Origin of the sequence: Pseudomonas sp. SCPG-7, from assembly GCF_002156405.1 — a bacterium.
Taxonomy (GTDB): Bacteria; Pseudomonadota; Gammaproteobacteria; order Pseudomonadales; family Pseudomonadaceae; genus Aquipseudomonas; species Aquipseudomonas parakoreensis.
On sequence record NZ_MVOO01000003.1, the window covers coordinates 376,938 to 400,914 of the forward strand.

Annotated in this window: 22 protein-coding genes; 5 read left to right on the forward strand and 17 right to left on the reverse strand. The window is 60.9% G+C overall.

The features are described from left to right. Nucleotides 1-775: 775 nt before the first annotated feature. Nucleotides 776-3,844 carry an efflux RND transporter permease subunit gene (locus B1722_RS08680; RefSeq protein ID WP_086792180.1) on the reverse strand — a complete coding sequence of 1,023 codons (3,069 nt, stop codon included), beginning with the start codon at nucleotides 3,842-3,844 and terminating at the stop codon, nucleotides 776-778. Between the two features lie 6 nt (nucleotides 3,845-3,850). Then, nucleotides 3,851-4,951 carry an efflux RND transporter periplasmic adaptor subunit gene (locus tag B1722_RS08685; protein ID WP_041063297.1) on the reverse strand — a complete coding sequence of 367 codons (1,101 nt, stop codon included), beginning with the start codon at nucleotides 4,949-4,951 and terminating at the stop codon, nucleotides 3,851-3,853. Between the two features lie 94 nt (nucleotides 4,952-5,045). Here B1722_RS08685 and B1722_RS08690 point away from each other — a divergent pair, with 94 nt between their 5' ends. After that, on the forward strand, nucleotides 5,046-5,681 hold the full coding sequence (locus B1722_RS08690) for a TetR/AcrR family transcriptional regulator (RefSeq protein ID WP_086792181.1): 636 nt from the start codon (nucleotides 5,046-5,048) through the stop codon (nucleotides 5,679-5,681). A gap of 129 nt (nucleotides 5,682-5,810) precedes the next feature. Here the strand turns inward: B1722_RS08690 and B1722_RS08695 are convergent, their stop codons facing one another. Beyond that, nucleotides 5,811-6,593: a class I SAM-dependent methyltransferase gene (locus tag B1722_RS08695; RefSeq protein WP_086792182.1), complete on the reverse strand. Its 783-nt coding sequence runs from the start codon at nucleotides 6,591-6,593 to the stop codon at nucleotides 5,811-5,813. Nucleotides 6,594-6,686: 93 nt separating this feature from the next. Here B1722_RS08695 and B1722_RS08700 point away from each other — a divergent pair, with 93 nt between their 5' ends. Further along, nucleotides 6,687-7,307 (forward strand): energy transducer TonB, encoded by a 621-nt coding sequence (locus B1722_RS08700; protein ID WP_086792244.1) that lies wholly within the window; start codon nucleotides 6,687-6,689, stop codon nucleotides 7,305-7,307. A gap of 4 nt (nucleotides 7,308-7,311) precedes the next feature. Here the strand turns inward: B1722_RS08700 and B1722_RS08705 are convergent, their stop codons facing one another. The 7 genes from B1722_RS08705 to ppc all read right to left on the reverse strand — a co-directional run bounded on the left by B1722_RS08705 (nucleotide 7,312) and on the right by ppc (nucleotide 14,695). Beyond that, the gene (locus B1722_RS08705) at nucleotides 7,312-8,004 is read right to left on the reverse strand and encodes an extensin family protein (RefSeq protein WP_041063291.1); all 693 of its coding nucleotides are present in this window, start codon (nucleotides 8,002-8,004) and stop codon (nucleotides 7,312-7,314) included. Nucleotides 8,005-8,006: 2 nt separating this feature from the next. Beyond that, entirely contained in the window at nucleotides 8,007-8,843 is an 837-nt protein-coding gene (locus tag B1722_RS08710) for an oxaloacetate decarboxylase (protein ID WP_086792183.1), read from the reverse strand. A gap of 33 nt (nucleotides 8,844-8,876) precedes the next feature. Continuing rightward, nucleotides 8,877-9,737 (reverse strand): DUF72 domain-containing protein, encoded by an 861-nt coding sequence (locus B1722_RS08715; protein WP_041063287.1) that lies wholly within the window; start codon nucleotides 9,735-9,737, stop codon nucleotides 8,877-8,879. Further along, a complete protein-coding gene (locus B1722_RS08720; RefSeq protein WP_086792184.1) occupies nucleotides 9,737-10,045 on the reverse strand; it encodes a hypothetical protein in 309 nt (102 codons plus the stop codon). Before B1722_RS08720 ends, B1722_RS08715 begins: the two co-directional genes overlap by 1 nt. 313 nt (nucleotides 10,046-10,358) lie before the next feature. Then, nucleotides 10,359-11,033: a tRNA (adenosine(37)-N6)-threonylcarbamoyltransferase complex dimerization subunit type 1 TsaB gene (gene tsaB / locus B1722_RS08725; RefSeq protein ID WP_086792185.1), complete on the reverse strand. Its 675-nt coding sequence runs from the start codon at nucleotides 11,031-11,033 to the stop codon at nucleotides 10,359-10,361. A gap of 93 nt (nucleotides 11,034-11,126) precedes the next feature. After that, entirely contained in the window at nucleotides 11,127-11,774 is a 648-nt protein-coding gene (adk, locus tag B1722_RS08730; protein ID WP_025112233.1) for an adenylate kinase, read from the reverse strand. 290 nt (nucleotides 11,775-12,064) lie between these two features. Next, complete coding sequence (ppc, locus tag B1722_RS08735) at nucleotides 12,065-14,695, reverse strand: phosphoenolpyruvate carboxylase (protein WP_086792186.1); 2,631 nt, start codon at nucleotides 14,693-14,695, stop codon at nucleotides 12,065-12,067. 210 nt (nucleotides 14,696-14,905) lie between these two features. On the opposite strand from ppc, the gene B1722_RS08740 reads away from it, so the two are divergent. The 3 genes from B1722_RS08740 to B1722_RS08750 all read left to right on the forward strand — a co-directional run bounded on the left by B1722_RS08740 (nucleotide 14,906) and on the right by B1722_RS08750 (nucleotide 16,867). Continuing rightward, nucleotides 14,906-15,250 (forward strand): pilin assembly protein, encoded by a 345-nt coding sequence (locus tag B1722_RS08740; RefSeq protein WP_086792187.1) that lies wholly within the window; start codon nucleotides 14,906-14,908, stop codon nucleotides 15,248-15,250. A 367-nt stretch (nucleotides 15,251-15,617) separates the two neighbouring features. Continuing rightward, entirely contained in the window at nucleotides 15,618-16,022 is a 405-nt protein-coding gene (locus tag B1722_RS08745; protein ID WP_007964219.1) for a DUF4398 domain-containing protein, read from the forward strand. A gap of 56 nt (nucleotides 16,023-16,078) precedes the next feature. Further along, nucleotides 16,079-16,867: an OmpA family protein gene (locus tag B1722_RS08750; protein WP_041063276.1), complete on the forward strand. Its 789-nt coding sequence runs from the start codon at nucleotides 16,079-16,081 to the stop codon at nucleotides 16,865-16,867. 139 nt (nucleotides 16,868-17,006) lie between these two features. Here the strand turns inward: B1722_RS08750 and B1722_RS08755 are convergent, their stop codons facing one another. From B1722_RS08755 to prfB, 7 genes are all read right to left on the reverse strand, one after another. Continuing rightward, a complete protein-coding gene (locus B1722_RS08755) occupies nucleotides 17,007-17,336 on the reverse strand; it encodes a hypothetical protein (protein ID WP_007964217.1) in 330 nt (109 codons plus the stop codon). Further along, nucleotides 17,333-18,238 (reverse strand): alpha/beta hydrolase, encoded by a 906-nt coding sequence (locus B1722_RS08760; RefSeq protein ID WP_041063273.1) that lies wholly within the window; start codon nucleotides 18,236-18,238, stop codon nucleotides 17,333-17,335. Before B1722_RS08760 ends, B1722_RS08755 begins: the two co-directional genes overlap by 4 nt. 176 nt (nucleotides 18,239-18,414) lie before the next feature. After that, nucleotides 18,415-19,692, reverse strand: coding sequence for a flavohemoglobin expression-modulating QEGLA motif protein (locus B1722_RS08765; protein ID WP_003222055.1), 1,278 nt, complete (start codon nucleotides 19,690-19,692; stop codon nucleotides 18,415-18,417). A gap of 24 nt (nucleotides 19,693-19,716) precedes the next feature. Next, nucleotides 19,717-20,274: a hypothetical protein gene (locus tag B1722_RS08770; RefSeq protein ID WP_041063270.1), complete on the reverse strand. Its 558-nt coding sequence runs from the start codon at nucleotides 20,272-20,274 to the stop codon at nucleotides 19,717-19,719. A gap of 156 nt (nucleotides 20,275-20,430) precedes the next feature. Next, nucleotides 20,431-21,144 carry a TetR/AcrR family transcriptional regulator gene (locus tag B1722_RS08775; RefSeq protein ID WP_007964212.1) on the reverse strand — a complete coding sequence of 238 codons (714 nt, stop codon included), beginning with the start codon at nucleotides 21,142-21,144 and terminating at the stop codon, nucleotides 20,431-20,433. Nucleotides 21,145-21,249: 105 nt separating this feature from the next. Continuing rightward, nucleotides 21,250-22,752, reverse strand: a complete 1,503-nt coding sequence (gene lysS, locus B1722_RS08780; protein ID WP_041063265.1) for a lysine--tRNA ligase — start codon at nucleotides 22,750-22,752, stop codon at nucleotides 21,250-21,252. Nucleotides 22,753-22,864: 112 nt separating this feature from the next. Beyond that, a protein-coding gene (gene prfB, locus B1722_RS08785) for a peptide chain release factor 2 (protein WP_096795805.1) occupies nucleotides 22,865-23,960 on the reverse strand; the annotation gives its coding sequence in 2 pieces (ribosomal slippage) (nucleotides 22,865-23,887 and nucleotides 23,889-23,960; 1,095 coding nt in all). Nucleotides 23,961-23,977 lie beyond the last annotated feature (17 nt).

Below are 23,977 nucleotides of genomic sequence, written 5' to 3' on the forward strand. Positions count from 1 at the left end.
GCTCCCACATTTGGATTGGGTGCAGGCAGTTGGAGATTGATCGGCTGTCAGGCCGCCATCGCTGGCAAGCCAGCTCTCACAGTTGGATTGGGTGCAGGCAGTTGGAGATTGGTCGGCTCATAGGCCGTCTTCGCTGGCAAGCCAGCTCCCACAGGTGGATTGGGTGTATTCAGTGGGAGATTGGTCGGCTGTCAGGTCGTCTTCGCGAGCAGGCTCGCTCCCACATTTGGATTGGGTGCAGGCAGTTGGAGATTGATCGGCTGTCAGGCCGCCATCGCTGGCAAGCCAGCTCCCACAGTGGGAATGGGTGCGGTCTGTTGGAAATTGGTCGGCCCATAGGCCGCCTTCGCCAGCAGGCTGGCTCCCACAGAAAAGCAAAGCAATCCAGTCAGACCGCATGCTTTTCACCACTCAACAGGATGAGCGTTAGCTCGGCTGCAGCTCTTGATCTGGCCGTGCCGGCCCCATCGGCAGGCTGAGTGGAGGGGTTTATCCGGGGGTGGGAGCGCAGCGACCGTTTGGCGTAGCCAAACACATCGAGAGGAGGTGCAGCGAAGCAAACCGGAGGCGATGCCCCCGGATGAACCCCGCAACGAAGGAACCCGAGCCTAGGCGAGGGCCGTACGCCGGGGCCAAGACCTTTGGTTACTTTGGGGCGTTTGCCAAAGTGACTCGCCGTAAGGGCGAAACCGCCAGCCGCAACCCCCGAAGAGACGGATATTCACAAAGAACCCCCAGAACCTGGTCGGCCCAAAGGCCGCCAAGTCCAAAACCATCAAGCGTCGCGACGAACCCTGAACCAGGCCGCATACAAAGCAGGCAAAAACAAAAGCGTCAAAGCCGTAGCCACAATCAACCCCCCCATGATCGCCACCGCCATCGGCCCGAAAAACACACTGCGCGACAACGGAATCATCGCCAGCACCGCCGCCAAAGCCGTCAAGACGATAGGCCGAAACCGCCGCACCGTCGCCTCGATAATCGCCTGCCAAGGCTTGAGACCAGAAGCAATATCCTGCTCGATCTGATCCACCAGAATCACCGAGTTGCGCATGATCATCCCCGACAGCGCGATCGTCCCCAGCATCGCCACAAACCCGAACGGCTGACGGAACACCATCAGAAACAACACCACCCCGATCAACCCCAACGGCGCCGTCAGAAACACCATCGCCGTGCGCGAGAAGCTACGCAATTGCACCATCAGCAACGTCAGCACCACCACGATAAACATCGGCACCCCGGCATTCACCGACTTCTGCCCACGCTCCGAATCCTCCACCGTCCCGCCGACATCCAACAGATACCCGTCAGGCAATTCAGCACGAATCGGATCCAGCGTCGGAGCGATCTGCTTCACCAGCGTCGCCGGCTGCTCCTTGCCATAGATGTCGGCACGCACCGTCACGGTGGGCAGACGATTACGGTGCCAGATGATCCCCTCCTCAAACCCGTATTCCAGCGTGGCAATCTGCGACAACGCCACACTGCGACCGTTATCGGTCGGTACCGCCAGACTCGGCAGCAACGACAACTCGGTACGCTCATGCACCGTGCCGCGCAACAGGATCTCGATCAGTTCGTTGTCCTCGCGATACTGACTGACACTCGAACCGGTCAGCGAGCTCTGGAGGAATTTCGCCAGATTGGCCGTGCTCACACCGAGTGCCCGGGCGCGGTCCTGATCGATGTTCAGGTACACCACTTTGCTCGGTTCTTCCCAGTCCAGGTGCACGTTGACCACGTGCGGGTTCTCGCGCACCTTGGCCGCCACTTTGCGCGCCAGCGCACGGACTTCCTCGATGTGCTCACCGGTGACGCGGAACTGCACCGGGTAGCCCACCGGCGGACCGTTTTCCAGACGCGTGACCCGCGAGCGTAGGGCCGGGAATTGCTCGTTGAGGGTTTCGATCAACCAGGTGCGCAGGGTCTCGCGCTCCTCGATGTTTTTCGCCAATACCACAAACTGGGCGAAGCTCGCCGCCGGCAGTTGCTGATCCAGCGGCAGGTAGAAACGCGGCGAACCGGTGCCGACATACGCCACATAGTTATCGATGCCGGCGTGATCCTTGAGCATCGCTTCCAGGCGTTTGACCTCGGCCGTGGTGTTGGCCAGCGACGCCCCTTCGGCCAGCTTCAGATCGACCATCAACTCCAGTCGATTGGAGGCCGGGAAGAACTGCTGGGGGACGAAACGGAACAGCATCACCGACGCGATGAACAGCCCCACCGTCAGCACGATCACGGTTTTGCGATGCGCCACGCACCACTCCACCAGACGCCGCACCCGTTGATAGAACGGCGTGCCGTACGGATCGGCTTGCCCGTCAGTTGTGCCATGTTTGGCCGCATGAATCTTCGCCAGATCCGGCAGGAGCTTTTCCCCCAGATACGGCACGAACATAACCGCCGCCACCCATGACGCGAGCAAGGCGATGGTCACCACCTGGAAGATCGAACGGGTGTATTCACCGGTGCCGGACTGCGCGGTGGCAATCGGCAGAAACCCGGCGGCGGTGATCAGCGTACCGGTGAGCATCGGGAACGCGGTGCTGGTCCAGGCGTAGCTTGCGGCCTTGATCCGGTCGAAGCCCTGCTCCATTTTGATCGCCATCATTTCCACGGCGATGATCGCGTCGTCCACCAGCAAGCCCAGCGCCAGCACCAGCGCACCGAGCGAGATCTTGTGCAGACCGATGCCCAGGTAATACATGCAGGCGAAGGTCATCGCCAGCACCAGCGGAATGGTCAGCGCGACCACCATGCCGGTGCGCACGCCGAGGGAGAAGAAGCTCACCAGCAACACAATCGCCAGCGCCTCTACCAGCACCTGGACGAACTCGCCGACACCGGTCTTCACCGCCGCCGGTTGGTCAGAGACTTTGCGCAGTTGCATGCCGGCCGGGAGGTTTTTCTGCAGGCGCGAGAACTCGCCTTCCAGCGCTTTGCCCAGCACCAGAATGTCGCCGCCGTCCTTCATCGCAACAGCGAGGCCAATGGCGTCCTCGCCCATGAAGCGCATGCGTGGCGCCGGAGGGTCGTTGAAACCGCGATGCACATCGGCGACATCGGAGATACGGAACGTCCGGTCACCGACGCGGATCGGGAAGTTCTTGATCTCCTCGACCGTTTGAAAATTCCCCGAAACCCGCAGCTGCACACGTTCGCTGCCGGTTTCAAAGAACCCCGCAGTGGACACCGCGTTCTGCTCTTCCAGTGCCTGCTGCACCGCCGCCAGCGGCAAACCGAGGGTGGCGAGTTTGACGTTGGACAGTTCGACCCAGATCTTCTCGTCCTGCAAACCGAGCAGATCGACCTTGCCGACATCCTTGACTCGTTGCAGCTGGATCTGGATGCGGTCGGCGTAATCCTTGAGCACCGCGTAGTCGAAACCGTCGCCGGTCAGCGCGTAAATGTTGCCGAACGTGGTGCCGAATTCATCGTTGAAAAACGGCCCCTGAATCCCCGGCGGCAAGGTCTGGCGAATGTCGCTGACCTTCTTGCGCACCTGGTACCAGAGGTCGGGGATTTCCTTGGAGTGCATCGAGTCACGGGCAATGAAGGTGACCTGCGACTCACCGGGGCGAGAGAACGACACGATGCGCTCGTACTCGCCGGTTTCCATCAATTTCTTTTCGATGCGTTCGGTGACCTGCCGCGAGACTTCCTGCGCGGTCGCCCCCGGCCAGCGGGTCTGGATAACCATGGCCTTGAAGGTGAACGGTGGGTCTTCGCTCTGGCCGAGTTTGGTGTAGGACAAGGCCCCGACGATGGCCAGCAAAAGCATCAGGAACAGGACGATCTGGCGATTACGCAGCGCCCATTCGGAAAGGTTGAAGCGCATCGGGACTTACTCCTTGTCCGCCAGATTGACCACTCGGTTGGAGCGATCCACGGGACGCACCTGCTGACCATCGAGCAACACATGGACGCCGGCTGCCACCACCCAGTCGCTGGCGTTGAGGCCTTCGAGCACCGGCACACTTTTCTCGCCGAATGGGCCGATGCGCACCGGGGTCTTCTTCAGGGTGTTGTTGGCGCTGACGACCCAGACATAGGTCGCACCGTTCTCGGCAGTCAGGGCCGAAAGCGGTACTGACAGCGGCACACTGTCTGCCGATTGCACGAACACCCGGGCGCTCTGCCCGAGTTCAGCCGGGACCTTGCCGCTGGTGAACGAGATGCGCGCGGCGAAGGTACGGGATTTCGGATCGGCCGCCGGCGACAGCTCACGAATCTGCCCGGCGAAGCGCTGGTTCTGCTGGGTCCACAGTTCAACGGTGACTGGCTGGCCGACCTTGAACCGCCCGAAGCTCTGCTCCGGGAGGCTGATCGACACTTCGCGCTCGCCGTCGGTGGCGAGGGTAAACACGGTTTGCCCGGCGGCGACCACCTGCCCGACTTCCACCGAACGCTTGGCCACCACACCGTCCTGCGGCGCGCGCAGCACGGCGTAACTGGCCTGGTTGGTCGAGACGTTGAATTCGGCTTTGATCTGCTTGAGGCGGGCTTCGCCGGAGCGGTAGAGGTTTTCCGCGTTGTCGTAGGCGGAACGGCTGACCATCTGCCGCTCCATCAAGGTTTTGTAGCGGTCACGCTCGGCGCGCACCAGGTTCAGATTGGCTTCAGCGGCGGCGACCTGAGCGCGGGTGGCTTCCAGTTGCAGGCGCACGTCCTGCGGATCGAGTTCGGCCAATGGTTGATCAGCCTTCACGCGCTGACCTTCCTCGACCAGTCGTCGGCTGACTTTGCCGCCAATGCGGAACGCCAGATCGGGTTCGTAACGGGCGCGAACCTCACCCGGATAACTTTCCATCGCCTGCGCCGAAGGCTCTGGCTGCACCACCATGGCCGGTCGAACGCTGACTGGCGTCGCCTCTTCCTGACCGCATGCGGACAATAAAACAGCCAGGCTGACTGGCACGGCAAAGGACAACGCATAGCGGAACATGGTGACGGACCTTTCGCTTATGGTGCTTGGAATATTTATACTGGCCGGTATGGTATTAATAGCAAACTCACCAGTCCAGTATTAAAAGCGAAGAATGTCGAACAATCTTTCAGCTCCAAACGGCCCTGGCCGTCCGAAGGATCCGGCCAAGCGCCGGGCAATCCTCGATGCGGCGAAAACCCTGTTTCTGAGTCACGGCTACGCCAACACCAGCATGGACGCGGTCGCCGCCGAGGCTGGCGTGTCGAAACTGACGGTTTACAGCCACTTCAACGACAAGGAGACGCTGTTCTCCTCCGCGGTGATGGCCAAATGCGAGGAGCAGTTACCGCCGCTGTTCTTCGAATTGCCCGCCGGCATCCCCGTGAAAAATGTGTTGCTGAACATTGCCCGGGGCTTTCATCAGCTGATCAACAGCGACGAGTCGGTGAATTTGCATCGCTTGATGATGGCGCTGGGTACGCAGGATCCGAAGCTGTCGCAGATCTTCTTCGACGCTGGCCCTGAGCGCATGGTGCAAGGCATGGAGCGGCTACTCAAACGCATCGACGAGACCGGCGTGCTGAGCATCGACCTGCCGCGCAATGCCGCCGAGCACTTCTTTTGCCTGCTCAAGGGTGCGGGGAATTTTCGTTTGCTGTATTGCTGCGGTGAGCCGCTGAGCGAAGAGGCGGCAGAGAGTCATGTGCAGGAGGTAGTGGGGTTGTTCATGCGGGCGTATCGGCCCTGATTTTTTAGCGCCTGATCTGACGTCATCGCTGGCAAGCCAGCTCCCACAGGGATCGTGCTGAACACAAATTGTGCGAACGACACAAAAACTTGTGGGAGCTGGCTTGCCAGCGATTAAGGCGACTCGGTCTCAAGCCTTGAGCGCTTTCTTCGGGTAGATGTCATACCGACTGGATTTGCCATCCAGCGCATGGCTCGGCTTCGGCCCATCAATACACGGCGCCTTGCGCGGGCGCTTGACCACCACACGATGTGTCGCCAGGGCCAGCGCCGCTTCGAGCAACGCCGGCGCATCCGGATCATCACCGACCAGCGGCCGGAACAGGCGCATCTCTTTCTTCACCAACGCGGTTTTCTCGCGGTGCGGAAACATCGGGTCGAGGTAGATCACCTGCGGCGGCTCGCCTTGCCAATTGCGCATGACCTCAATGGAGTTGCCCTTGAGCAGCTTCATCCGCGCGACTATTGGCGCCACGTCGAAATCTTCCGCCGCCCGTGCCAGACCATCCTCCAGCAACGCCCCGATCAGCGGCTGGCGCTCGATCAGGCTCATCTCGCAGCCCAGACTGGCCAGCACGAAAGCGTCCTTGCCCAACCCCGCCGTGGCGTCCAGCACCCGAGGGCGCACGCCTTGGGCGATGCCAACCGCCTTGGCAATCATCTGCCCGCTGCCGCCGCCGTACAGACGCCGGTGCGCCGCGCCCCCCTCGACAAAGTCCACCCGCACCGGTCCCGGCGCATCCGGGCCGAGCTGCTGCAGTTGCAAACCCTGCTCGCCCACCTGCAAGGCGAACTCGCCGGCGGCCACCTGCAGCGGCAGGCCCAGACGCTCGGCCCATTGCTCGGCTTGCGCTTCAAACGTCGGGCCGAGGGCCTGGACATGGATGCGGCAGGCCGCGGGTTGCTCAATCATGAAAACACGCTCAAAAAAGTTAAGGATCGGCAAAAAGTGGCCGATAAACCAATCAACGCGCATTTTGCCAGAGCTGAGCGTCAACCGAAAAAAATGTCAGGCATTCTTCCCACATCGATTGGCTACATTTCGCCCAAGGGCGACTTCAGCCGTCATAACACTCAAGCATTGGGCGGCGTCAGTCACCTGTGGCAGGATTTCTTTGCCCAGGCGATGGCCGAACAGACGAGTGATGTGGTGCCGGCCTGTGGCACCTTTCCACCGGTTGACCTGAACAGCCCGGAAGAACCGACCCTGGGCAGCGAGCTGCACGCGCACATCGTCGAGCAGCGTCAGTGCGACGTGGTCGAGACCGAAGTGCGTCCGCCAGAGCCGCTGTTCCTGCCGATCGCAGAGTTCGAAACCGATCTGCTGGACAAGCCGTTCCCACCGTTCCCGCCAGAAGAACTCAAGGCTCAGCAGGAGCAGCAGGACTTCGACAGCAGTTGGGTCCGTCCGATCGTGATCAACAATGGTCAGCCGCTTCCCGAGCCTGGCCCGGCGCCGCAGAAGAAGCCGTTGTACCTGCCGATTGCCGAGTTCGATCTCGACCTGCTGCAAAAACCTTATCCGCCGTTCCCGCCGGAAGAAATCGTCGAGCAGCAGAAGGCTTTGGACTTCGATAACGGCTGGGCGCGCCCGATCGTCCTGCAGAACCTGCGCCTCGCTGCCTGATACTTCAGCGACACACGCTCCAGCGCCCGACATCGACATGAAAGTGATTGCGATGGGCGGCGTTGTAATCCGGACTCAACACCACACTGAACGCCTCGCAGGCGCCATCGCGCACCTGGCGCAGAAACTGCGCGTCCTGGTTTTGCTTCGGCCAGTCTTTGAGCACACTGATGTTGCGCCCGTCCGCCAGACGAAAACCGCTGATGTCCAGCGCATCGGCACTGGCATGGCGGCTGAGCGCCCCGCTCTCGCGGTTGTAGACATTACGGCAGGCAAAGCTGCCAAGGTGATCGAGCCGCGCCACAGGCTGTCCGTAAAGCGCTTGCGCGACGGGTTGCAGGGTGTGCCGTTCAAACATCGCGTAAGCCACCGCCAACGGACAACTGGCGAGGAAGCTGCTGCTCAGCGCCACCTCGCCGCCCTGCACGCGCACGGCGCCGATCAGCGGGCACTTGGCGTCGGGGCTGTCGGCTTGCGCGGTGATGCGCAGACCCGAGTTGCTGAGCACTTGTGCGCATAACTCGGGATTGCCGCGCAGGCGCATCAGCTTGAAACCGGTCAACCAGTTCGGCGCGGCCTTCACGTCCAGCGGCGCCCACGGATTCCATTCGGCCGGCACGGCGACCCAGCCGCGCCAGACGCTGACCATGGCGCCAGCAATCATCAACAGTACCGACAGCGCGATCCAGCGGCCCATGCTCAGCCTTTGAAAAACTGATTGGCCTTGGCGTACGGCATCGATTGCGACGTGAAGCCGAACGTCCCGCGCTGCTGGATCTCTTCAGCCGCGCGGAAGAACTCGCCAAATGCCGCCAGCGCCAATGCCGAGCCGGTACTGATTCGCCGCACACCCATTTCTTCCAACTCCTGTACGGTCAGTTTCAAACCGCCGGACATGAGCACGTTGACCGGTTTTGGCGCCACCGCGCGCACCACCGCCAACACCTCTTCGGCGCTGCGCAGACCCGGCGCATACAGCACGTCGGCACCCGCCTCGGCAAAGGCTTGCAGGCGGCGGATGGTGTCGTTGAGATCGGGATTGCCGTGCAGATAGTTTTCCGCGCGGGCAGTCAGGATGAAGGGAAATGGCAGCGTGCGCACCGCAGCGACGGCGGCTTCGATGCGTGCCACGGCGTGTTCGAAGCAGTAGATCGGCGCATCGGCACGGCCCGTGGCGTCCTCGATCGAACCACCGACCGCGCCGGCCTCGGCCGCACGCAGCAAGCTTATGGCGCACTCAGCCGGGTCATCGGCGAAACCGTTTTCCAGGTCCACCGCCACCGGCAGATCGGTCGCTGCGACAATTGCCCGGACATTGGCCAAGGTGTCATCGAGACTCAGGGCGCCATCGGCTTTGCCTTGGGAAAACGCATAACCGGCACTGGTGGTCGCCAACGCCTGATAGCCCAGACTGGCGAGCATTTTCGCCGAGCCGGCATCCCACGGGTTGGGAATCACAAAAATCCCCGCACCTTCATGCAGGGCCTTGAAGGCCTGGGCTTTGCGGGCTTGTTCTTGAAGGGCGTGGGCGTCCATCGGCAGGCTCCTGGGCAGGGGAAAAATCCGCCTTCAGAGCAAGCCGAGTTGCTCGGCGGCGGGTTCTCTGTATAGCTCAGGCAGGGACGGCAGGCCAGGCAAACGTTGCATCAATTGTGCGTGAAAACGTTGCGCCAGCTTCGCCGCCATCACGTTGTCGGCGGTGTGCAGGAAGATGTACGGCGTGCGGCCCTCTTCGATCCACTCGGCGATTTTCGCCACCCATGGCACGAGGAACGGATCGTTGGCTTCCAGCTCCGGGTGGCCGATGAAGCGCACCTGCGGACATTGAGTGAACGCCGCCGGACGGGTCGGCACCCGAGGCTTTTTCGATTGCGCGTGGATCACCGAAGACTCGGTCGACAGGCAACTGAACAGCGCCCGTGGATCGAGGCAGATGCGCTCCACGCCACGCTCAAGCAGCAGACGATTGAGCAGGCGCTCGCTCTCGCCCTTGGCGAAAAATTGTTCGTGACGGACTTCCACTGCCAGTGGCCGGTCCAGCGCGTCGATGAACGCCGTCAGCTCGGGCAATCGATGCGGGGTGAAGCTTTTCGACAATTGCAGCCACAGCGGCGAAACCCGTTCGCCGAGCGGGCTGAGAAGATTTACGAACGTTTCGGCGGCGGTCAGCTGATCGCGCAGGTCACCGCTGTGGCTGATGTCGCCGGGAAACTTGGCGGTGAAGCGAAAATGTTCGGGCATGGTCTCGGCCCAACGCTGCACGGTGGCCGGCGAGGGACTGGCGTAGAAGGTCGTGTTGCCTTCGACGGCATTGAATACTTGGGAGTAGAGAGCGAGGAAGTCGGAGGTCTTGGCGTCTTCGGGATACAGATACTCGCGCCAGGCGTTTTCACTCCAGGACGGACAACCGAGGTAGTAAGGCAGATCCATCAGATGTACAGGTCGAGGCCCAGCACATCCGCATCCCAATCGACAAAACCGGCGGTGCTCAGGTAGCTGGCCAGGGCCATCGCTACGCTTTTGCTCATGGCGCGGTGATAAATCATGTCTTGCTGACGGGCAGGCAGATTGGCCAGGCGTTGTGCGGAGGCTTTGGCAGCGCGGGCGGCCAGTTGCTCTTCAGTCGGGAATTCCAGCTCGCCATCGATATCGTCGACGGACTCATCCAGCACCACATTGCCTTTGCGAGGCTTGCGCTTGATGGGGTAGGACTGAGAGGAAAGGCCGTCTATACGCATAATTTCATGCTCGGTATCGATGATGGCAATTTAGCGGCACTTGACCGACTTAGCAAACCGCCGAGTGATAACTAGAACACATAAAGCGTAAAAGGTTTAAAGCGCGGGGTTGGAAACTGACGATTGGCAGAATTTGGAATAAGGCATTGAATTCTGCGGGAGTGCTTTTGTGGCGAGGGAGCTTGCCCCCGCTGGGCTGCGAAGCGGCCCCCACTGGATTATCAGATAAATCGCGGTCGCAGGTTTTGCGACTGCTCCGCAGCCGAGCGGGAGCAAGCTCCCTCGCCACAATAGACCCCGCCGCTTTGAATGATCAGCGAGCCTTTGGAGTAGCGACTTTATCGCGCAGGTAAACCGGTTGCGCCTCGTCGGCCGGGATCGACTCGCCGCGTTCCCAGGCAAATCGCGCCAGGGTCAGCAGGTCTTCGGCGTGAGGCAGCATGCCGGCATCCGAGCCGCTCAGGCTGAGCGCGATCCGCTCGCCATAGCCCCAACCGGTGCCCGCACCGAACCACTCACCGCTGGCATCGCCCGGCAGCGCCGCCACTTCCGGCGGCAGTACCGCCTCGACGCCGACCAGACGCATCTCGCCAGCCGTTTCGCGGTAGCAGCCCCAATACACTTCATCCATCCGCGCATCGATAGCCGCCGCGACCTGGCTCACGCCGTGTTCGCGATATGCACGTTGCGCCAGGACGGCGAGGTTGGACACCGGCAGCACCGGACGATCCAGCGCAAACGCCAGACCTTGCACCACACCAATGGCGATCCGCACACCGGTGAACGCACCCGGCCCACGACCGAACGCGATGGCGTCCACCGCTTGCAGCGTGGTGCCGGCGTCGGCCAGCAGTTGCTGGATCATCGGCAGCAGCTTCTGCGCGTGCAGACGCGGGATCACCTCGTAATGGCTCGTGACCTTGCCGTCATGCAGCAAGGCAACGGAGCAAGCTTCGGTCGCGGTGTCCAGGGCCAGCAAGGTGCTCATCGATGTTTCCAAAACAGGTGGGAGAAAAAGGGCGTCAGTATAAACAACTACGGCCCGCAAGCGGGCCGTGGATGATGCAGCGGATCAGCTTTTTCAGCTCAGCGCTTCGAGCACCTTGGCGGTGATCGCTTCAACCGAACCAACGCCCGGGATGTGGCTGTACTTCGGCTTGCCGTTGGCAGCGGAGAGCTTCTGGTAGAAATCCACCAGCGGCTTGGTCTGCGAATGGTAGACCGACAGGCGATGACGCACGGTTTCTTCGGTGTCGTCCTTGCGCTGCACCAGATCGTCGCCGGTAACGTCGTCTTTGCCAGCCACTTTCGGCGGGTTGTAGACGATGTGGTAAACGCGGCCGCTGGCCTCGTGAACGCGACGACCGGCGATACGCTGAACGATTTCTTCGTCTTCAACAGCGATTTCAACCACGGCGTCCAGTTCGACACCGGCAGTCACCAGGGCTTCGGCTTGCGGAATGGTGCGCGGGAAGCCGTCGAACAGGAAGCCATTGACGCAGTCGGGTTGAGCGATGCGATCCTGCACCAGCGCGATGATCAGGTCATCCGACACCAGGCCGCCGGCATCCATGATGCTCTTGGCTTGAACGCCCAGCGGAGTGCCGGCCTTGACCGCAGCACGCAGCATGTCGCCGGTGGAGATTTGCGGAATGCCGAATTTCTCGGTGATGAACTTAGCCTGAGTACCTTTACCGGCCCCGGGAGCTCCCAGCAGAATGACGCGCATCGATGTGCTCCTCAATTTTTTATATAGAAAACAACGGGATTCGCCTCTTTGGGCCAATCTCAAAAAAACGGGTCGTGGCCGCACAAACGGCCAAAGGCTGATCAAGATACACAGCAGGCTGCGCCCACACAAGACGCCAAAAGTCGGAGAAACCGGCGCCCGCCGCGACCTTGCGACGCGGTAACCCAAGTCGCAACCCCATCATTAACTGTCGCCTGCCCGCACTTTCTGCCTGTGTACAAAGCGGCACCCGGCCTGTGCACCGGGCGCCTGATACCACCGCAAAAACCTTAGCCGGTATTGCGCAAACCGGCGGCAATCCCCGCCACAGACACCAGCAGCGCCTGCTCCACCGGGCTGCCCTGTTCGACATTCTGCTGCCGTGAACGGGCCAACAGCTCGGCCTGCAATAGATGAAGCGGGTCGAGGTAAGTGTTGCGCAGACGGATGAATTCCAGCGTCTCTGGGCTATGTGCCAGCAGTTGCGACTGACCGGTCAAGCCGAGCACCACCGCACACGCCTGCGACAATAGGTCGCGTAACTGCGCGCCCAACGGCAGCAAGTCCGGCTCGACCAGACGCTCATCATACGACAGCGCAATGTCGGCGTCGGCCTTGGCCAGCACCATTTCCAGCATGTCGATACGGGTGCGGAAGAACGGCCACTGTTCACGCATCTGCCCGAGCAGTTCGCCCTCGTCGCGCTCCAGCGCCTTGCTCAACGCGCTTTCCCAACCGAGCCAGGCCGGCAGCATCAGGCGGGTCTGGGTCCAGCCGAAGATCCACGGGATCGCCCGCAGACTCTCGATCCCACCCGCACGGCGCTTGGCCGGACGGCTGCCGAGGGGCAAGCGTCCCAGCTCCTGCTCCGGTGTCGACTGGCGGAAATACTCGACGAACTGCGGATTCTCCCGCACCACGGCGCGATACGCGGCGACGCCGTCGGCGGCCAGTTCATCCATCAGGTGCCGCCATTCCGACGTTGGCGGCGGTGGTGGCAACAGCGTCGCTTCGAGCACCGCGGCCAGATACAGATTGAGGTTCTGCTCGGCGATGTCCGGCAGGCCGAATTTGAATCGAATCATTTCGCCCTGCTCGGTGGTGCGGAAGCGCCCCGCCACCGACCCCGGCGGCTGCGACAGAATCGCCGCGTGCGCCGGACCGCCGCCACGGCCCACGGTGCCACCGCGACCGTGGAACAACAGCAGTTCGACTTGCTGCTCGCGGCAGATCTCCACCAGCCGCTCCTGCGCGCGATATTGCGCCCAAGCGGCGGCGGTGGTGCCCGCATCCTTGGCCGAGTCGGAGTAACCGATCATCACTTCCTGCGGGCCTTGCAGCCTTGCGCGGTAGCCCGGCAGCAGCAACAGACGCTCCATCACCGGCCCGGCGTTGTCGAGGTCCGCCAGGGTTTCGAACAGCGGCACCACGCGCATCGGCCGCAACACGCCGGACTCTTTCAGCAGCAGTTGCACCGCCAGCACATCGGAAGCCGCGCCCGCCATCGAGATCACATAAGAGCCCAGCGAGGCGCCCGGTGCGGCGGCGATTTCCTTGCAGGTGGCGAGCACTTCAGCGGTGTCGGCGGACGGTTTGAAATGCGCCGGCAACAACGGGCGACGATTGCTCAATTCGCGGGTGAGGAAGCTGATGCGCTGTTCTTCGTCCCAGTCTTCGTAGCGACCGAGGCCAAGGTAATCGGTGATTTCGGTCATTGCCGAACAGTGCCGCGTCGAATCCTGACGCACATCGAGGCGTACCAGAAACAGGCCGAAAGTCACCGCCCGGCGCAGGCAATCGAGCAACGGCCCGTCGGCAATCACGCCCATGCCGCATTCGTGCAGGGAGTTGAAACACAGTTCCAGCGGATCGAGCAGATCGCGGTTGTTGTGCAACACGTCGGCCGGCGCCGGTGTGCTGGCGCTGAGCGAGGCATGCGCCCAATTGCGCGTGGCACGCAGGCGTTCGCGCAACTGCTTGAGCACCGCACGGTAAGGTTCGGCGCTGTCACCGGCCTTGGCCTTGAGCGCATCACTGGCCTGCTGCATCGACAGTTCCGCAGCCAGATGATCGACATCGCGCAGGTACAGGTCGGCAGCCATCCAGCGCGCCAGCAACAGTACTTCGCGGGTCACCGCTGCCGTGACATTCGGGTTGCCGTCACGGTCGCCGCCCATCCATGAAGCAAAGCGGATCGGCGCCGCTTCCAGCGGCAAGTGCAGGCCCGTCGCTTCATACAGCGCCTTGTCGGCCTTGCGCATATGGTTGGGAATCGCCTGCCACAGCGAGTGTTCGATGACTGCAAAACCCCACTTGGCTTCATCGACCGGGGTCGGCCGGGTACGGCGGATTTCTTCGGTGTGCCAGGCTTCGGCGATCAACCGTTGCAGGGTGTTCTGGATCTGTTCGCGCTCGGCGCTGGTCAGGTCGCGGTGATCCTGCGCGGCCAATTGCGCGGCGATCGCGTCGTACTTCTGGATCAGCGTGCGCCGCGCCACTTCGGTCGGGTGCGCAGTCAGCACCAGTTCGATTTCCAGGCGCGCCAGTTGCCGGGCCAGGGATTCGGCGCTGTGGCCTTCGTTGCGCAGGCGGGCGAGCAGTTCCGGCAGTACACGGGACTCGAACGGTGCCGGCTGCGACTCTTCGCGGCGATGAATCAGCTGATACTGCTCGGCGATGTTCGCCAGGTTGAGAAACTGGTTGAACGCCCGCGCCACCGGCAGCAGTTCGTCTTCGCTCAGCTGATTGAGGCTGGCGCTGAGTTCGGCGTCCATCGAGCCACGGCGATCTGCCTTGGCGCCCTTGCGGATCTGCTCGATCTTGTCGAGAAATTCCTCGCCGTACTGGTCGCGGATGGTATTGCCTAACAGCTCACCCAACAGGTGAACGTCCTCGCGCAAGCGTGCATCGATATCGGTCATCAGCAGTTCTCCAGCGGTAATCGGGACGGCTCAGAAACGAATGCTTTGCCCAGAGAGTGCCGCTCTACGGCGCTTCTTACAAGCAGACGACGAAGGGACTTTAAACCTTGCGGCCTGAAGCTAGTCTCAACAGTAAGCCGCACAACGGCTTGCCGGCCGCGCCGGACACTCACCCGATCCTGCCATGAGCAGGTACGACATGAGGTCATCATGAAAATCCGTGAACTCGCCCAGCATTGGGAAGAAAACGCCAAGGGTCGCCTGACCGACACTGGCTACACGATTCATCTGGACGTCGAGGCCGCTGCGCGCCTGGCGGCGATTGCCGAGATGTACCCCAAACGTCATCCGCAAGAACTGCTCGGCGAACTGATCGGCGCCGCGCTCGAAGAGTTCGAGGCGAGCCTGCCGTATGTGAAAGGTTCGACGGTGGTGGCGACGGATGAAGAAGGTGATCCGCTGTATGAGGACGTCGGTCCGACGCCGCGGTTTCTGGCGCTTTCACGCCGGCATCTGCAGGATTTGTCCGCCGCTGCCGGCAAGCAAAAGCACTGACAGAACATAGATCAAACTGTGGGAGCGAGCTTGCTCGCGAATGCGGTATTTCAGCCGACATTGATAGCGACTGATTCACCGCATTCGCGAGCAGGCTCGCTCCCACATTGACTGTATCGAACTTCAAAAATCGCACGCTTTTTACCCCGCGCGTACCTCTCCCCGCCTCTAAAGTTCCCGGTTTAGAGCCTTGTCGACTTGGTCAAAAAAAATTTTGGCGATAGGCCATCTTTTCTGAACTTTTGAAAAACGCCTTCGGTCGGAAGCTGTAACCACGCCTGGAACGAGCGTTTCAAAAACGCGCTTTTACACGACGCTTGCGGCTCCTCGACCAGGATGGATTTTCGGTTTTATCAGGAGTTAAACAATGGAGTTGAAGACCATGAAGACCCAAACCTCGTTCTCCCACCTGCGCGGTCTGAAACTGGCTGCTCTGGCCATCGGTACCAGCTTCGTACTGGCCGGTTGCGCCGGTAACCCGCCGACCGAGCAGTACGCCGTGACTCAATCGGCCGTCAACAGTGCGGTCAGCGCCGGTGGTACCGAGTTCGCTGCTGTGGAAATGAAGCAGGCGCAGGACAAGCTCAAGCAAGCCGAAATCGCCATGCACGACAAGAAGTATGAACAAGCTCGCACCCTCGCCGAGCAAGCCGAATGGGACGCTCGCGTAGCAGAACGCAAGGCTCAGGCTGCCAAGGCCGAACAGGCTGTGAAGGATTCCCAGAAAGGTGTTCAGGAACTGCGTCAGGAAAGTCAGCGCACCGTGCAGTAAGCGCGCATCCCGAATCGCAAAGCTGAAACTTTTATCGATAGAAAGGACGACAAATTATGCGTAAGCAACTGATGATCCCCGCTCTTCTGGCCGCAAGCGTTGCCCTGGCTGCCTGCTCTACTCCGCCTAACCCGAACCTGGAACAGGCGCGCACCAACTACGCCGGCCTGCAGGCCAACCCACAGGCGAGCAAAGTCGCTGCCCTGGAAACCAAGGACGCCAGCGATTACCTGGACAAGGCCGACAAGGCTTATCTGGACAAGCAAGACGCAGCCAAGGTTGACCAACTGGCCTACCTGACCAACCAGCGCGTGGAAGTGGCCAAGCAGACCATCGCCCTGCGCACCGCTGAGAACAACCTGAAAAACGCTGCCGCGCAACGTGCCCAAGCGCGTCTGGACGCTCGTGATCAGCAGATCAAACAACTGCAGCAGAGCCTGAACGCCAAGCAGACCGATCGCGGTACGCTGGTGACTTTCGGTGACGTGCTGTTCGCCACCAACAAGGCTGACCTGAAATCCAGCGGTCTGGTGAACATCAACAAACTGGCGCAGTTCCTTCAGGAAAACCCTGATCGCAAAGTGATCGTCGAGGGTTACACCGACAGCACCGGCGCGGCTTCGTACAACCAGTCGCTGTCCGAGCGTCGTGCCACCTCGGTACAAGTCGCTCTGATCAAGATGGGCGTAGATCCTTCGCGCATCGTGGTTCAGGGTTACGGCAAGGAATACCCGGTTGCCGACAACGGCAGCGTTTCCGGTCGTGCGATGAACCGTCGTGTGGAAGTGACCATTTCCAACGACAATCAGCCAGTGGTGCCACGTTCGGCGGTCAGCTCGAACTAAGCAACACGCGCTAATGAAAAAGCCCCGCTTGAGTGATCAGGCGGGGCTTTTTTTAAGATCAAAAGATCGCAGCCTTCGGCAGCTCCTACAGGGATCGCGTTCCAATGTAGGAGCTGCCGAAGGCTGCGATCTTTTGCGTTTAAGGCTCGAGTTTCTGCGGGGTTTCCTGGCCCATGCAACGCACGGCTTTTTTCTGCGCATTGATCAGCACCCCGGTCAGGCCTTTCTGCTCGGTGTCAAACAGCACCAGCACGCCATCGATGCACTGCGCCACCTGCGGCGCCGGGTCCAGCGAGACTTTGTAGTCTTCGCCCGGCACGGTCTTGAGCATGGTGAATTCGTTGAGCAGCAGCGCATCCTCGGGTTTGGCGAAGTGCAGGTAGCCGTAATACCACAGGGCACCAACGGTGCCGAGGATGCTGCAGATACCGGTGATGATCAGCGGGATGGCGTTACGTTCTTCAGTCATTGCGGACTCTCGTCTTCAGAATTCGGGGGTTGCGGATAATTGGGGATCTCGCCGAGGCGGCGCAGGCCGTTGAAGTGCTCGGGATCTTCCAGATAACGCAGCATCACTTGGCGCCAGACCGGGTCGCCGAAGGTCTGCACGTGGCCGCCACGGGTCAGCTGCAGCACGCGCGGTGGCGGCGCAGCCTGATACAGGCGGATGGCGTTGGACATTGGCACCAGTGGGTCGTCGATGCTGTGAAAGATCAGTTTCGGCACGCCGTTAAGCTGCGGCATCGAGTTGATCGCGCTGTCGCCGTCCGGCACCAGCCACGACAACGGCACCTGGAACGGCCAGGTCAGCCACGACGTGCTGAGGGCGTACTGACCGACGCTGCGGTAACTGGCGGGTACACCGTCGAGCACGAAGGCTTTCAGCTGTTTCTGCCGCTCGGGGTGCTGCACCAGCCAATGCACGGCCATTGAGCCGCCGAGGCTCTGGCCGAGGAGGATCAGCGGCTTGCCTTTGACCTCTGGCGCCTGATCCAGCCAGGCGAATGCGGCGTCGATGTCCTGATAGATCGCCGGCAAACTCGGCTCGCCCTCGGACAAGCCATATCCGCGATAATCCACTAGCAGCACCTGATAGCCGTTTTTCGGCAACCACCAACTGCCACCCAAGTGCATCGGCAGATTGCCGCCGTTGCCGTGCAGGTGCAGGACTGTGCCTTTGACCTCGACACCGGGCTTGGCCGGCAGCCACCAGGCGTTGAGCTTGAGGCCGTCGGCCGTGGTCAGGGTGACGGTGCGGTATTCGAGCTTGGCTCTTTCCGGGGTAAAGACCTGGCCCGGCTCGGGGTAAAACAACAGCGAACTGCAACCGCCGAGGGTCAGGAGCAGGCAAAGGATGCCGAGGATTCTCATCCGGTGAAACCTCGCAGAATTCGGGTTGAAAACAATAATTGTGTCAACAAATAACCCTGTGGGAGCTGCGGTGCGACGATTCGACTTGCCAGCGATAGCGGTGGGTCAGCCAACATCAATATTGACTGTCAGACTGCAATCGCTGGCAAGCCAGCTCCCACAGGGTTTGTATGTGGTCAGAGGATATTGGAGTAATCCGCCTCGATCCGGTCCAGGCTCAAGTGATTGAGGAAGTTGGAGAAGCACATCCACGCCGACAGCGCGTTCATGTCGCGGAACTGTTCCGGCAGGTATTTCGGCGGCACCACCAGACCTTCATCGACCAGTTGACGCAGGGTACGCATGTCCTCCAGCGTGGTCTTGCCGCAGAACAGCAGCGGTACCTGTTCAAGCTTGCCCTTACGCACGGCCAACTGAATGTAGTTGTAAACCATGATAAAGCCCTTGAGGTAGGACAAGTCTTTGGTGAATGGCAGACCGGTTGGCGTCGAGCCTCGGAACACCCGGCTGGCGTTGCCGTAGCTTTCGGCCATTTCGAAACCCTGTTCGCGGAAGAACTCGAACACCTGCAAAAAGTCCGCGCCCTCCTCGACCATGTGAATGGCGCGGGTGCGGTTGGTCAGTTTGCGCAGGCGGCTCGGGTAGGAGGCGAAGGTGATGATTTCCATGAGGATCGCCAGGCCTTCCTGAGTCACCGTCGACGAGGGTGGACCCTTGGACAGGAAGGTGCAGATCGGCTGGTTCAGGCCGTTAAGCGTGGTGCCGACGTGCACCAGACCTTCATGGACTTCCAGTGCACGCACGTCGCGGTCGTTGAACAGCGCGTCAGTGCGGATCTTGATGTAATCGGCCCCCGCCGCCGCGTCGGCAACGATGCCGTCGGACTCGAACACGCGGATGGTTTCCTCGGCCTCGCCAAACACCTTGTTCAAGCGGGTTTGCAGCAGGTGCACGGCATCCTTGGCGGTGAGGATTTTCGGCTCGTCCTTCAGGTCGCCACGGCCATCGATGTTGTTCAGGTAGTCGGACATCATCAGGCCGAGGTCGGCCAGGGTCGGGTCGCCGGCGTGAAACGCATCGGAGGCGGCGCCGTACAGCTCTTGCGAGATCAGGCCGAAATCCTCGGTGCCGCGCGCTTCGAGCATGCGCACCACCATGCGGTATTCCTTGCACATGCGCCGCATGATCTGCCCGACCGGGTTGAACTGGCCGAGCTGGCGGGTGATGTCGCGTTCGATGTTCTGGAACTCGAGTTTGACCTTGCTCGAATCGAAACTCAGTGGCCGATTGAGGTAGTAGTCGCGATCCACCGCCGGCATTTCCTTGCCTTTGGCCTTGAGAAAGCCCTTGCGGATGTTCTCGTCCCACTTCACCGCATCGAGCACGCGGATCGGCGTCTGCGCCAGCACAATGCGATCGGACAGCGTGCGTATCGTCTGCTGGTAATCGTCCACCCGAAACTCCTGTAGAAAACTGAATTATTTGGCGCGGGCCTGGCGCTGATAGCGTGCGGCCTCGACGAAGACATCGGAATTGGCCGGATCGTCGAGGTAAGCAAAGACCTTGTCGAGACGGCTGTCGACCTGCACGCCGTCGCCATCGTCATCGGTCTGGAACGACTGGCCGTCGAGGGCTTGCTGTTTGATCGCCTGATTGATCTGTTCGAGGTCGAGGTTGTACACCACCAATTCGTGTTTGTCGGTGAGTTCGAAACCGGCGATGGCGTATTGGCCACCGTAACGCGCCGGCACTTTCGCCGACAGGTACCAGCGGCTGCCGTGGCGCGACACCGTGAACGGGTAAGCCTCGCGCTCGTGAGGCCGGGCCTTGAACCAGGTGACGGCCTGATAGCGATCATGGCCGACGCGGGTCAACTCAAGGTTCATCGGCTCGCCCCAGGCATTGGTGCTCGACCACGTGCCCAGCAGGCCCTTGGGCGCCGACTCACTGGCGGGCAACGGATCCTTGAAAGTCACCAGACAGCCACTGAGCAGCAGGAACGACAAGGCGATCAGCACGCCACGCCAGGCTTTCATTCAATACTCCCTATGAACACATAGCCCTGAACACCGCCACATTCCCCCTGTGGGAGCGAGCTTGCTCGCGAAAGCGGTGGTACCGCCAACATTAATGTTGAATGTCAGTCCGCCTTCGCGAGCAAGCTCGCTCCCACAGGGTAAATCAACAGTGGCTTACACCGAGGCCAGGACCAGATGCATATACCGCGTCAGAATCCCGAGCATGTCCTGTTCGGCCAAAGGCTCGGCGTCGTTGAGCAGGCCCTGATATTCCATCCGTCCGATAATCGCCGTCAACACTTTGGCATCCTGTTGCGGTTCACGCGAGCCCAGGACCTGGAACAACTGGCAGGTGCCCTGCAGCAGAATCTGCTGATGGGAGCGCACCAGATCCGCCAGGCGCGGGTTGAGCAGCGCTTCCTGGCGGAACGCCTGCTCGGCCATCAGATGCTCGCGACGGTTGACCAGTTGCCGGTGCACATAGTCGGCCATCAGCCGCGCGATGTCGTCGGCCAGTTGCGAGCGCGACTCGGGGCTGCCGTCGCCACTGACGACCATCTCGCGCAGCAGGCCTTCGTTGTTGATCCATAGCTTGGCCATGTAGGCCGCGCTGCGTTCGACGTATTGGGCGAAGGTATCGGTGAGCAGGTCATCGATGTCCTTGAAGTAATAGGTAGTGGCCGACAGTGGCACACCGGCCTCGGCCGCCACGGCCCGGTGGCGCACGGCACGCACGCCGTCGCGTACGACAATGCGCATCGCCGCGTCGAGAATGTCCTGTCGACGCTGCTCACTGCCCTGTCGGCTGGCCTTGCGGCCCTGGTACTGAACACTTTCAGCGACCGCAGTGGCGATACCCGCTGCACCTTCTTGAGCGATTGCAACCATCACGACTGGACTTCCTCTGCTATTGCAAAATTAACCAATTGATACATTTGTACCAGACAGGCAATAAAAAGCCGCCTGTTTTAGGCGGCTTTTTAACTGAAACGTTTACGCTTGCGGTCGCATGTGCGGGAACAGGATCACATCGCGGATCGATGGCGAGTTGGTCAGCAACATCACCAGACGGTCGATGCCGATGCCTTCACCGGCCGTTGGCGGCATGCCGTACTCCAGCGCACGCACGAAGTCGGCGTCGTAGTGCATGGCTTCGTCGTCGCCAGCGTCCTTGTCGGCCACCTGCGCCATGAAACGCTCGGCCTGGTCTTCCGCGTCGTTCAACTCGGAGTAGGCGTTGGCGATTTCACGGCCGCCGATGAACAGCTCGAAACGGTCGGTGACGTTCGGGTTCTCGTCGTTACGACGAGCCAGCGGCGACACTTCGAACGGGTACTGAGTGATGAAGTGCGGCTGCTCCAGCTTGTGCTCGACCAGTTCTTCGAAAATCATCACCTGCAGCTTGCCCAGACCTTCGAAGCCCAGCACCTTGGCGCCGGCCTTCTTGGCAATGGCGCGCGCCTTGTCGATGTCGTTCAGGTCATCGGCAGTCAGCTCAGGGTTGTACTTGAGGATCGAGTCGAACACCGACAGACGGGCAAACGGCTCGCCGAAGTGGAACACCTTGTCGCCGTAAGGCACGTCGGTGCTGCCCAGCACCAGTTGTGCCAGTTCACGGAACAGCTCTTCGGTCAGGTCCATGTTGTCTTCGTAGTCGGCGTAAGCCTGGTAGAACTCCAACATGGTGAATTCAGGGTTGTGACGGGTCGAAACGCCTTCGTTACGGAAGTTGCGGTTGATCTCGAACACCTTCTCGAAACCGCCAACCACCAGACGCTTGAGGTACAGCTCAGGCGCGATACGCAGGAACATTTCCATGTCCAGCGCGTTGTGGTGGGTTTCGAACGGCTTGGCCGCTGCGCCGCCAGGAATGGTCTGCAGCATCGGCGTTTCGACTTCGAGGAAGTCGCGCTTCATCAGGAAGCTGCGGATGTGCGCGATCACTTGCGAACGCACGCGGAAGGTCTGGCGCACTTCTTCGTTGACGATCAGGTCAACGTAACGCTGACGGTAGCGCTGTTCGGTGTCGGTCAGGCCGTGGTGCTTGTCCGGCAGTGGGCGCAGCGACTTGGTCAGCAGGCGCACGTTGGTCATTTCGACGTACAGGTCGCCCTTGCCGGAACGTGCCAGGGTGCCTTCGGCGGCAATGATGTCGCCCATGTCCCAGGTCTTGACGGCGGCCAGGGTGTCTTCGGACAGGGTTTTACGGTTGACGTAGACCTGGATGCGACCGGTCATGTCCTGGATCACCATGAACGAGCCACGGTTGAGCATGATGCGACCGGCAACCTTGACCGGGATTGCAGCCTCGGCCAGCTCTTCCTTGGTCTTGTCCGCGTATTTCTTCTGCAGATCTTCGCAGTAGTTTTCACGGCGGAAGTCGTTCGGGAAGGCGTTGCCCTTGGCGCGCTCGGCAGCCAGCTTTTCCTTGCGCAGGGCGATCAGGGAGTTTTCTTCCTGTTGCAGGGCTTGCGGGTCGAGTTGTTGGTCGCTCATGTCTTCAGATATTCCATCAGGTTCGTTGCCCCCGGGCCTGGCGGCCCGGGAATCGCCAGCAGGGCTGGCTCCTACAGGGATCGCGTTGCATCAGCGACCCTGTGTGCGTCTGTTACAGCCCCGATTTCAGGCTGGCTTCCAGGTATTCGTCGATATCGCCGTCGAGTACCTTGTCGCAGTCGCTGCGTTCGATGTTGGTGCGCAAGTCCTTGATCCGCGACGCGTCGAGCACGTACGAACGGATCTGATGACCCCAGCCGATGTCCGACTTGGTGTCTTCCAGCGCCTGGGAAGCGGCGTTGCGCTTCTGCATTTCCTGCTCGTACAACTTGGCCCGCAACATTTTCATCGCGGTGTCCTTGTTGGCGTGCTGGGAACGTTCGTTCTGGCAGCTGACCACGGTGTTGGTCGGTACGTGAGTGATACGTACGGCCGAGTCGGTGGTGTTTACGTGCTGACCACCAGCACCGGATGAACGATAGGTGTCAATCCGCAGGTCTGCCGGGTTGATTTCGATTTCGACCTTGTCGTCGATCTCCGGCGAGACGAAAACGGCAGAAAACGAAGTGTGGCGACGGTTGCCGGAGTCGAACGGGCTCTTGCGCACCAGACGGTGCACGCCGATCTCGGTGCGCAGCCAGCCAAAGGCGTATTCGCCCTTGATGTGCACGGTCGCACCTTTGATACCGGCGACTTCACCGGCCGACAGTTCCATGATGGTCGCGTCGAAACCGCGTTTGTCCGCCCAGCGCAGGTACATGCGCAGCAGGATGTTGGCCCAGTCCTGGGCCTCGGTGCCGCCGGAACCGGCCTGGATGTCCAGGTAGGCGTTGTTCGGGTCCATTTCGTGGCTGAACATGCGGCGGAATTCAAGCTTGGCCAGTGACTCTTCAAGCCCTTGAAGCAGTTCAACGACGTCGTTTACCGCGCCTTCGTCGTTTTCTTCAACGGCCATGTCGAGCAGCTCGCGGGAATCGGCCAGACCGCTGGAAAGCTCATCCAGGGTGTCGACGATCTGCGCCAACGATGCTCGCTCGCGGCCCAGTTCCTGGGCGTATTCAGGTTTGTTCCAGACTGCAGGATCTTCAAGCTCGCGATTGACTTCGATCAGACGCTCATGCTTTTGATCGTAGTCAAAGATACCCCCGAATAGTTTCGGAGCGCTCGGACAGGTCCTTGATGGTGTTCAGGATCGGGTTGATTTCCATGACGGGCAGCACTCGTT

Excerpts from the sequence above, each read along its gene's own strand:
- B1722_RS08680 (WP_086792180.1), bottom strand. The coding sequence starts at position 3,844 with ATGCGCTTCAACCTTTCCGAATGGGCGCTGCGTAATCGCCAGATCGTC.
- B1722_RS08685 (WP_041063297.1), bottom strand. The coding sequence starts at position 4,951 with ATGTTCCGCTATGCGTTGTCCTTTGCCGTGCCAGTCAGCCTGGCTGTT.
- B1722_RS08690 (WP_086792181.1), top strand. The coding sequence starts at position 5,046 with ATGTCGAACAATCTTTCAGCTCCAAACGGCCCTGGCCGTCCGAAGGAT.
- B1722_RS08695 (WP_086792182.1), bottom strand. The coding sequence starts at position 6,593 with ATGATTGAGCAACCCGCGGCCTGCCGCATCCATGTCCAGGCCCTCGGC.
- B1722_RS08700 (WP_086792244.1), top strand. The coding sequence starts at position 6,687 with ATGTCAGGCATTCTTCCCACATCGATTGGCTACATTTCGCCCAAGGGC.
- B1722_RS08705 (WP_041063291.1), bottom strand. The coding sequence starts at position 8,004 with ATGGGCCGCTGGATCGCGCTGTCGGTACTGTTGATGATTGCTGGCGCC.
- B1722_RS08710 (WP_086792183.1), bottom strand. The coding sequence starts at position 8,843 with ATGGACGCCCACGCCCTTCAAGAACAAGCCCGCAAAGCCCAGGCCTTC.
- B1722_RS08715 (WP_041063287.1), bottom strand. The coding sequence starts at position 9,737 with ATGGATCTGCCTTACTACCTCGGTTGTCCGTCCTGGAGTGAAAACGCC.
- B1722_RS08720 (WP_086792184.1), bottom strand. The coding sequence starts at position 10,045 with ATGCGTATAGACGGCCTTTCCTCTCAGTCCTACCCCATCAAGCGCAAG.
- tsaB (WP_086792185.1), bottom strand. The coding sequence starts at position 11,033 with ATGAGCACCTTGCTGGCCCTGGACACCGCGACCGAAGCTTGCTCCGTT.
- adk (WP_025112233.1), bottom strand. The coding sequence starts at position 11,774 with ATGCGCGTCATTCTGCTGGGAGCTCCCGGGGCCGGTAAAGGTACTCAG.
- ppc (WP_086792186.1), bottom strand. The coding sequence starts at position 14,695 with ATGACCGATATCGATGCACGCTTGCGCGAGGACGTTCACCTGTTGGGT.
- B1722_RS08740 (WP_086792187.1), top strand. The coding sequence starts at position 14,906 with ATGAAAATCCGTGAACTCGCCCAGCATTGGGAAGAAAACGCCAAGGGT.
- B1722_RS08745 (WP_007964219.1), top strand. The coding sequence starts at position 15,618 with ATGGAGTTGAAGACCATGAAGACCCAAACCTCGTTCTCCCACCTGCGC.
- B1722_RS08750 (WP_041063276.1), top strand. The coding sequence starts at position 16,079 with ATGCGTAAGCAACTGATGATCCCCGCTCTTCTGGCCGCAAGCGTTGCC.
- B1722_RS08755 (WP_007964217.1), bottom strand. The coding sequence starts at position 17,336 with ATGACTGAAGAACGTAACGCCATCCCGCTGATCATCACCGGTATCTGC.
- B1722_RS08760 (WP_041063273.1), bottom strand. The coding sequence starts at position 18,238 with ATGAGAATCCTCGGCATCCTTTGCCTGCTCCTGACCCTCGGCGGTTGC.
- B1722_RS08770 (WP_041063270.1), bottom strand. The coding sequence starts at position 20,274 with ATGAAAGCCTGGCGTGGCGTGCTGATCGCCTTGTCGTTCCTGCTGCTC.
- B1722_RS08775 (WP_007964212.1), bottom strand. The coding sequence starts at position 21,144 with ATGGTTGCAATCGCTCAAGAAGGTGCAGCGGGTATCGCCACTGCGGTC.
- lysS (WP_041063265.1), bottom strand. The coding sequence starts at position 22,752 with ATGAGCGACCAACAACTCGACCCGCAAGCCCTGCAACAGGAAGAAAAC.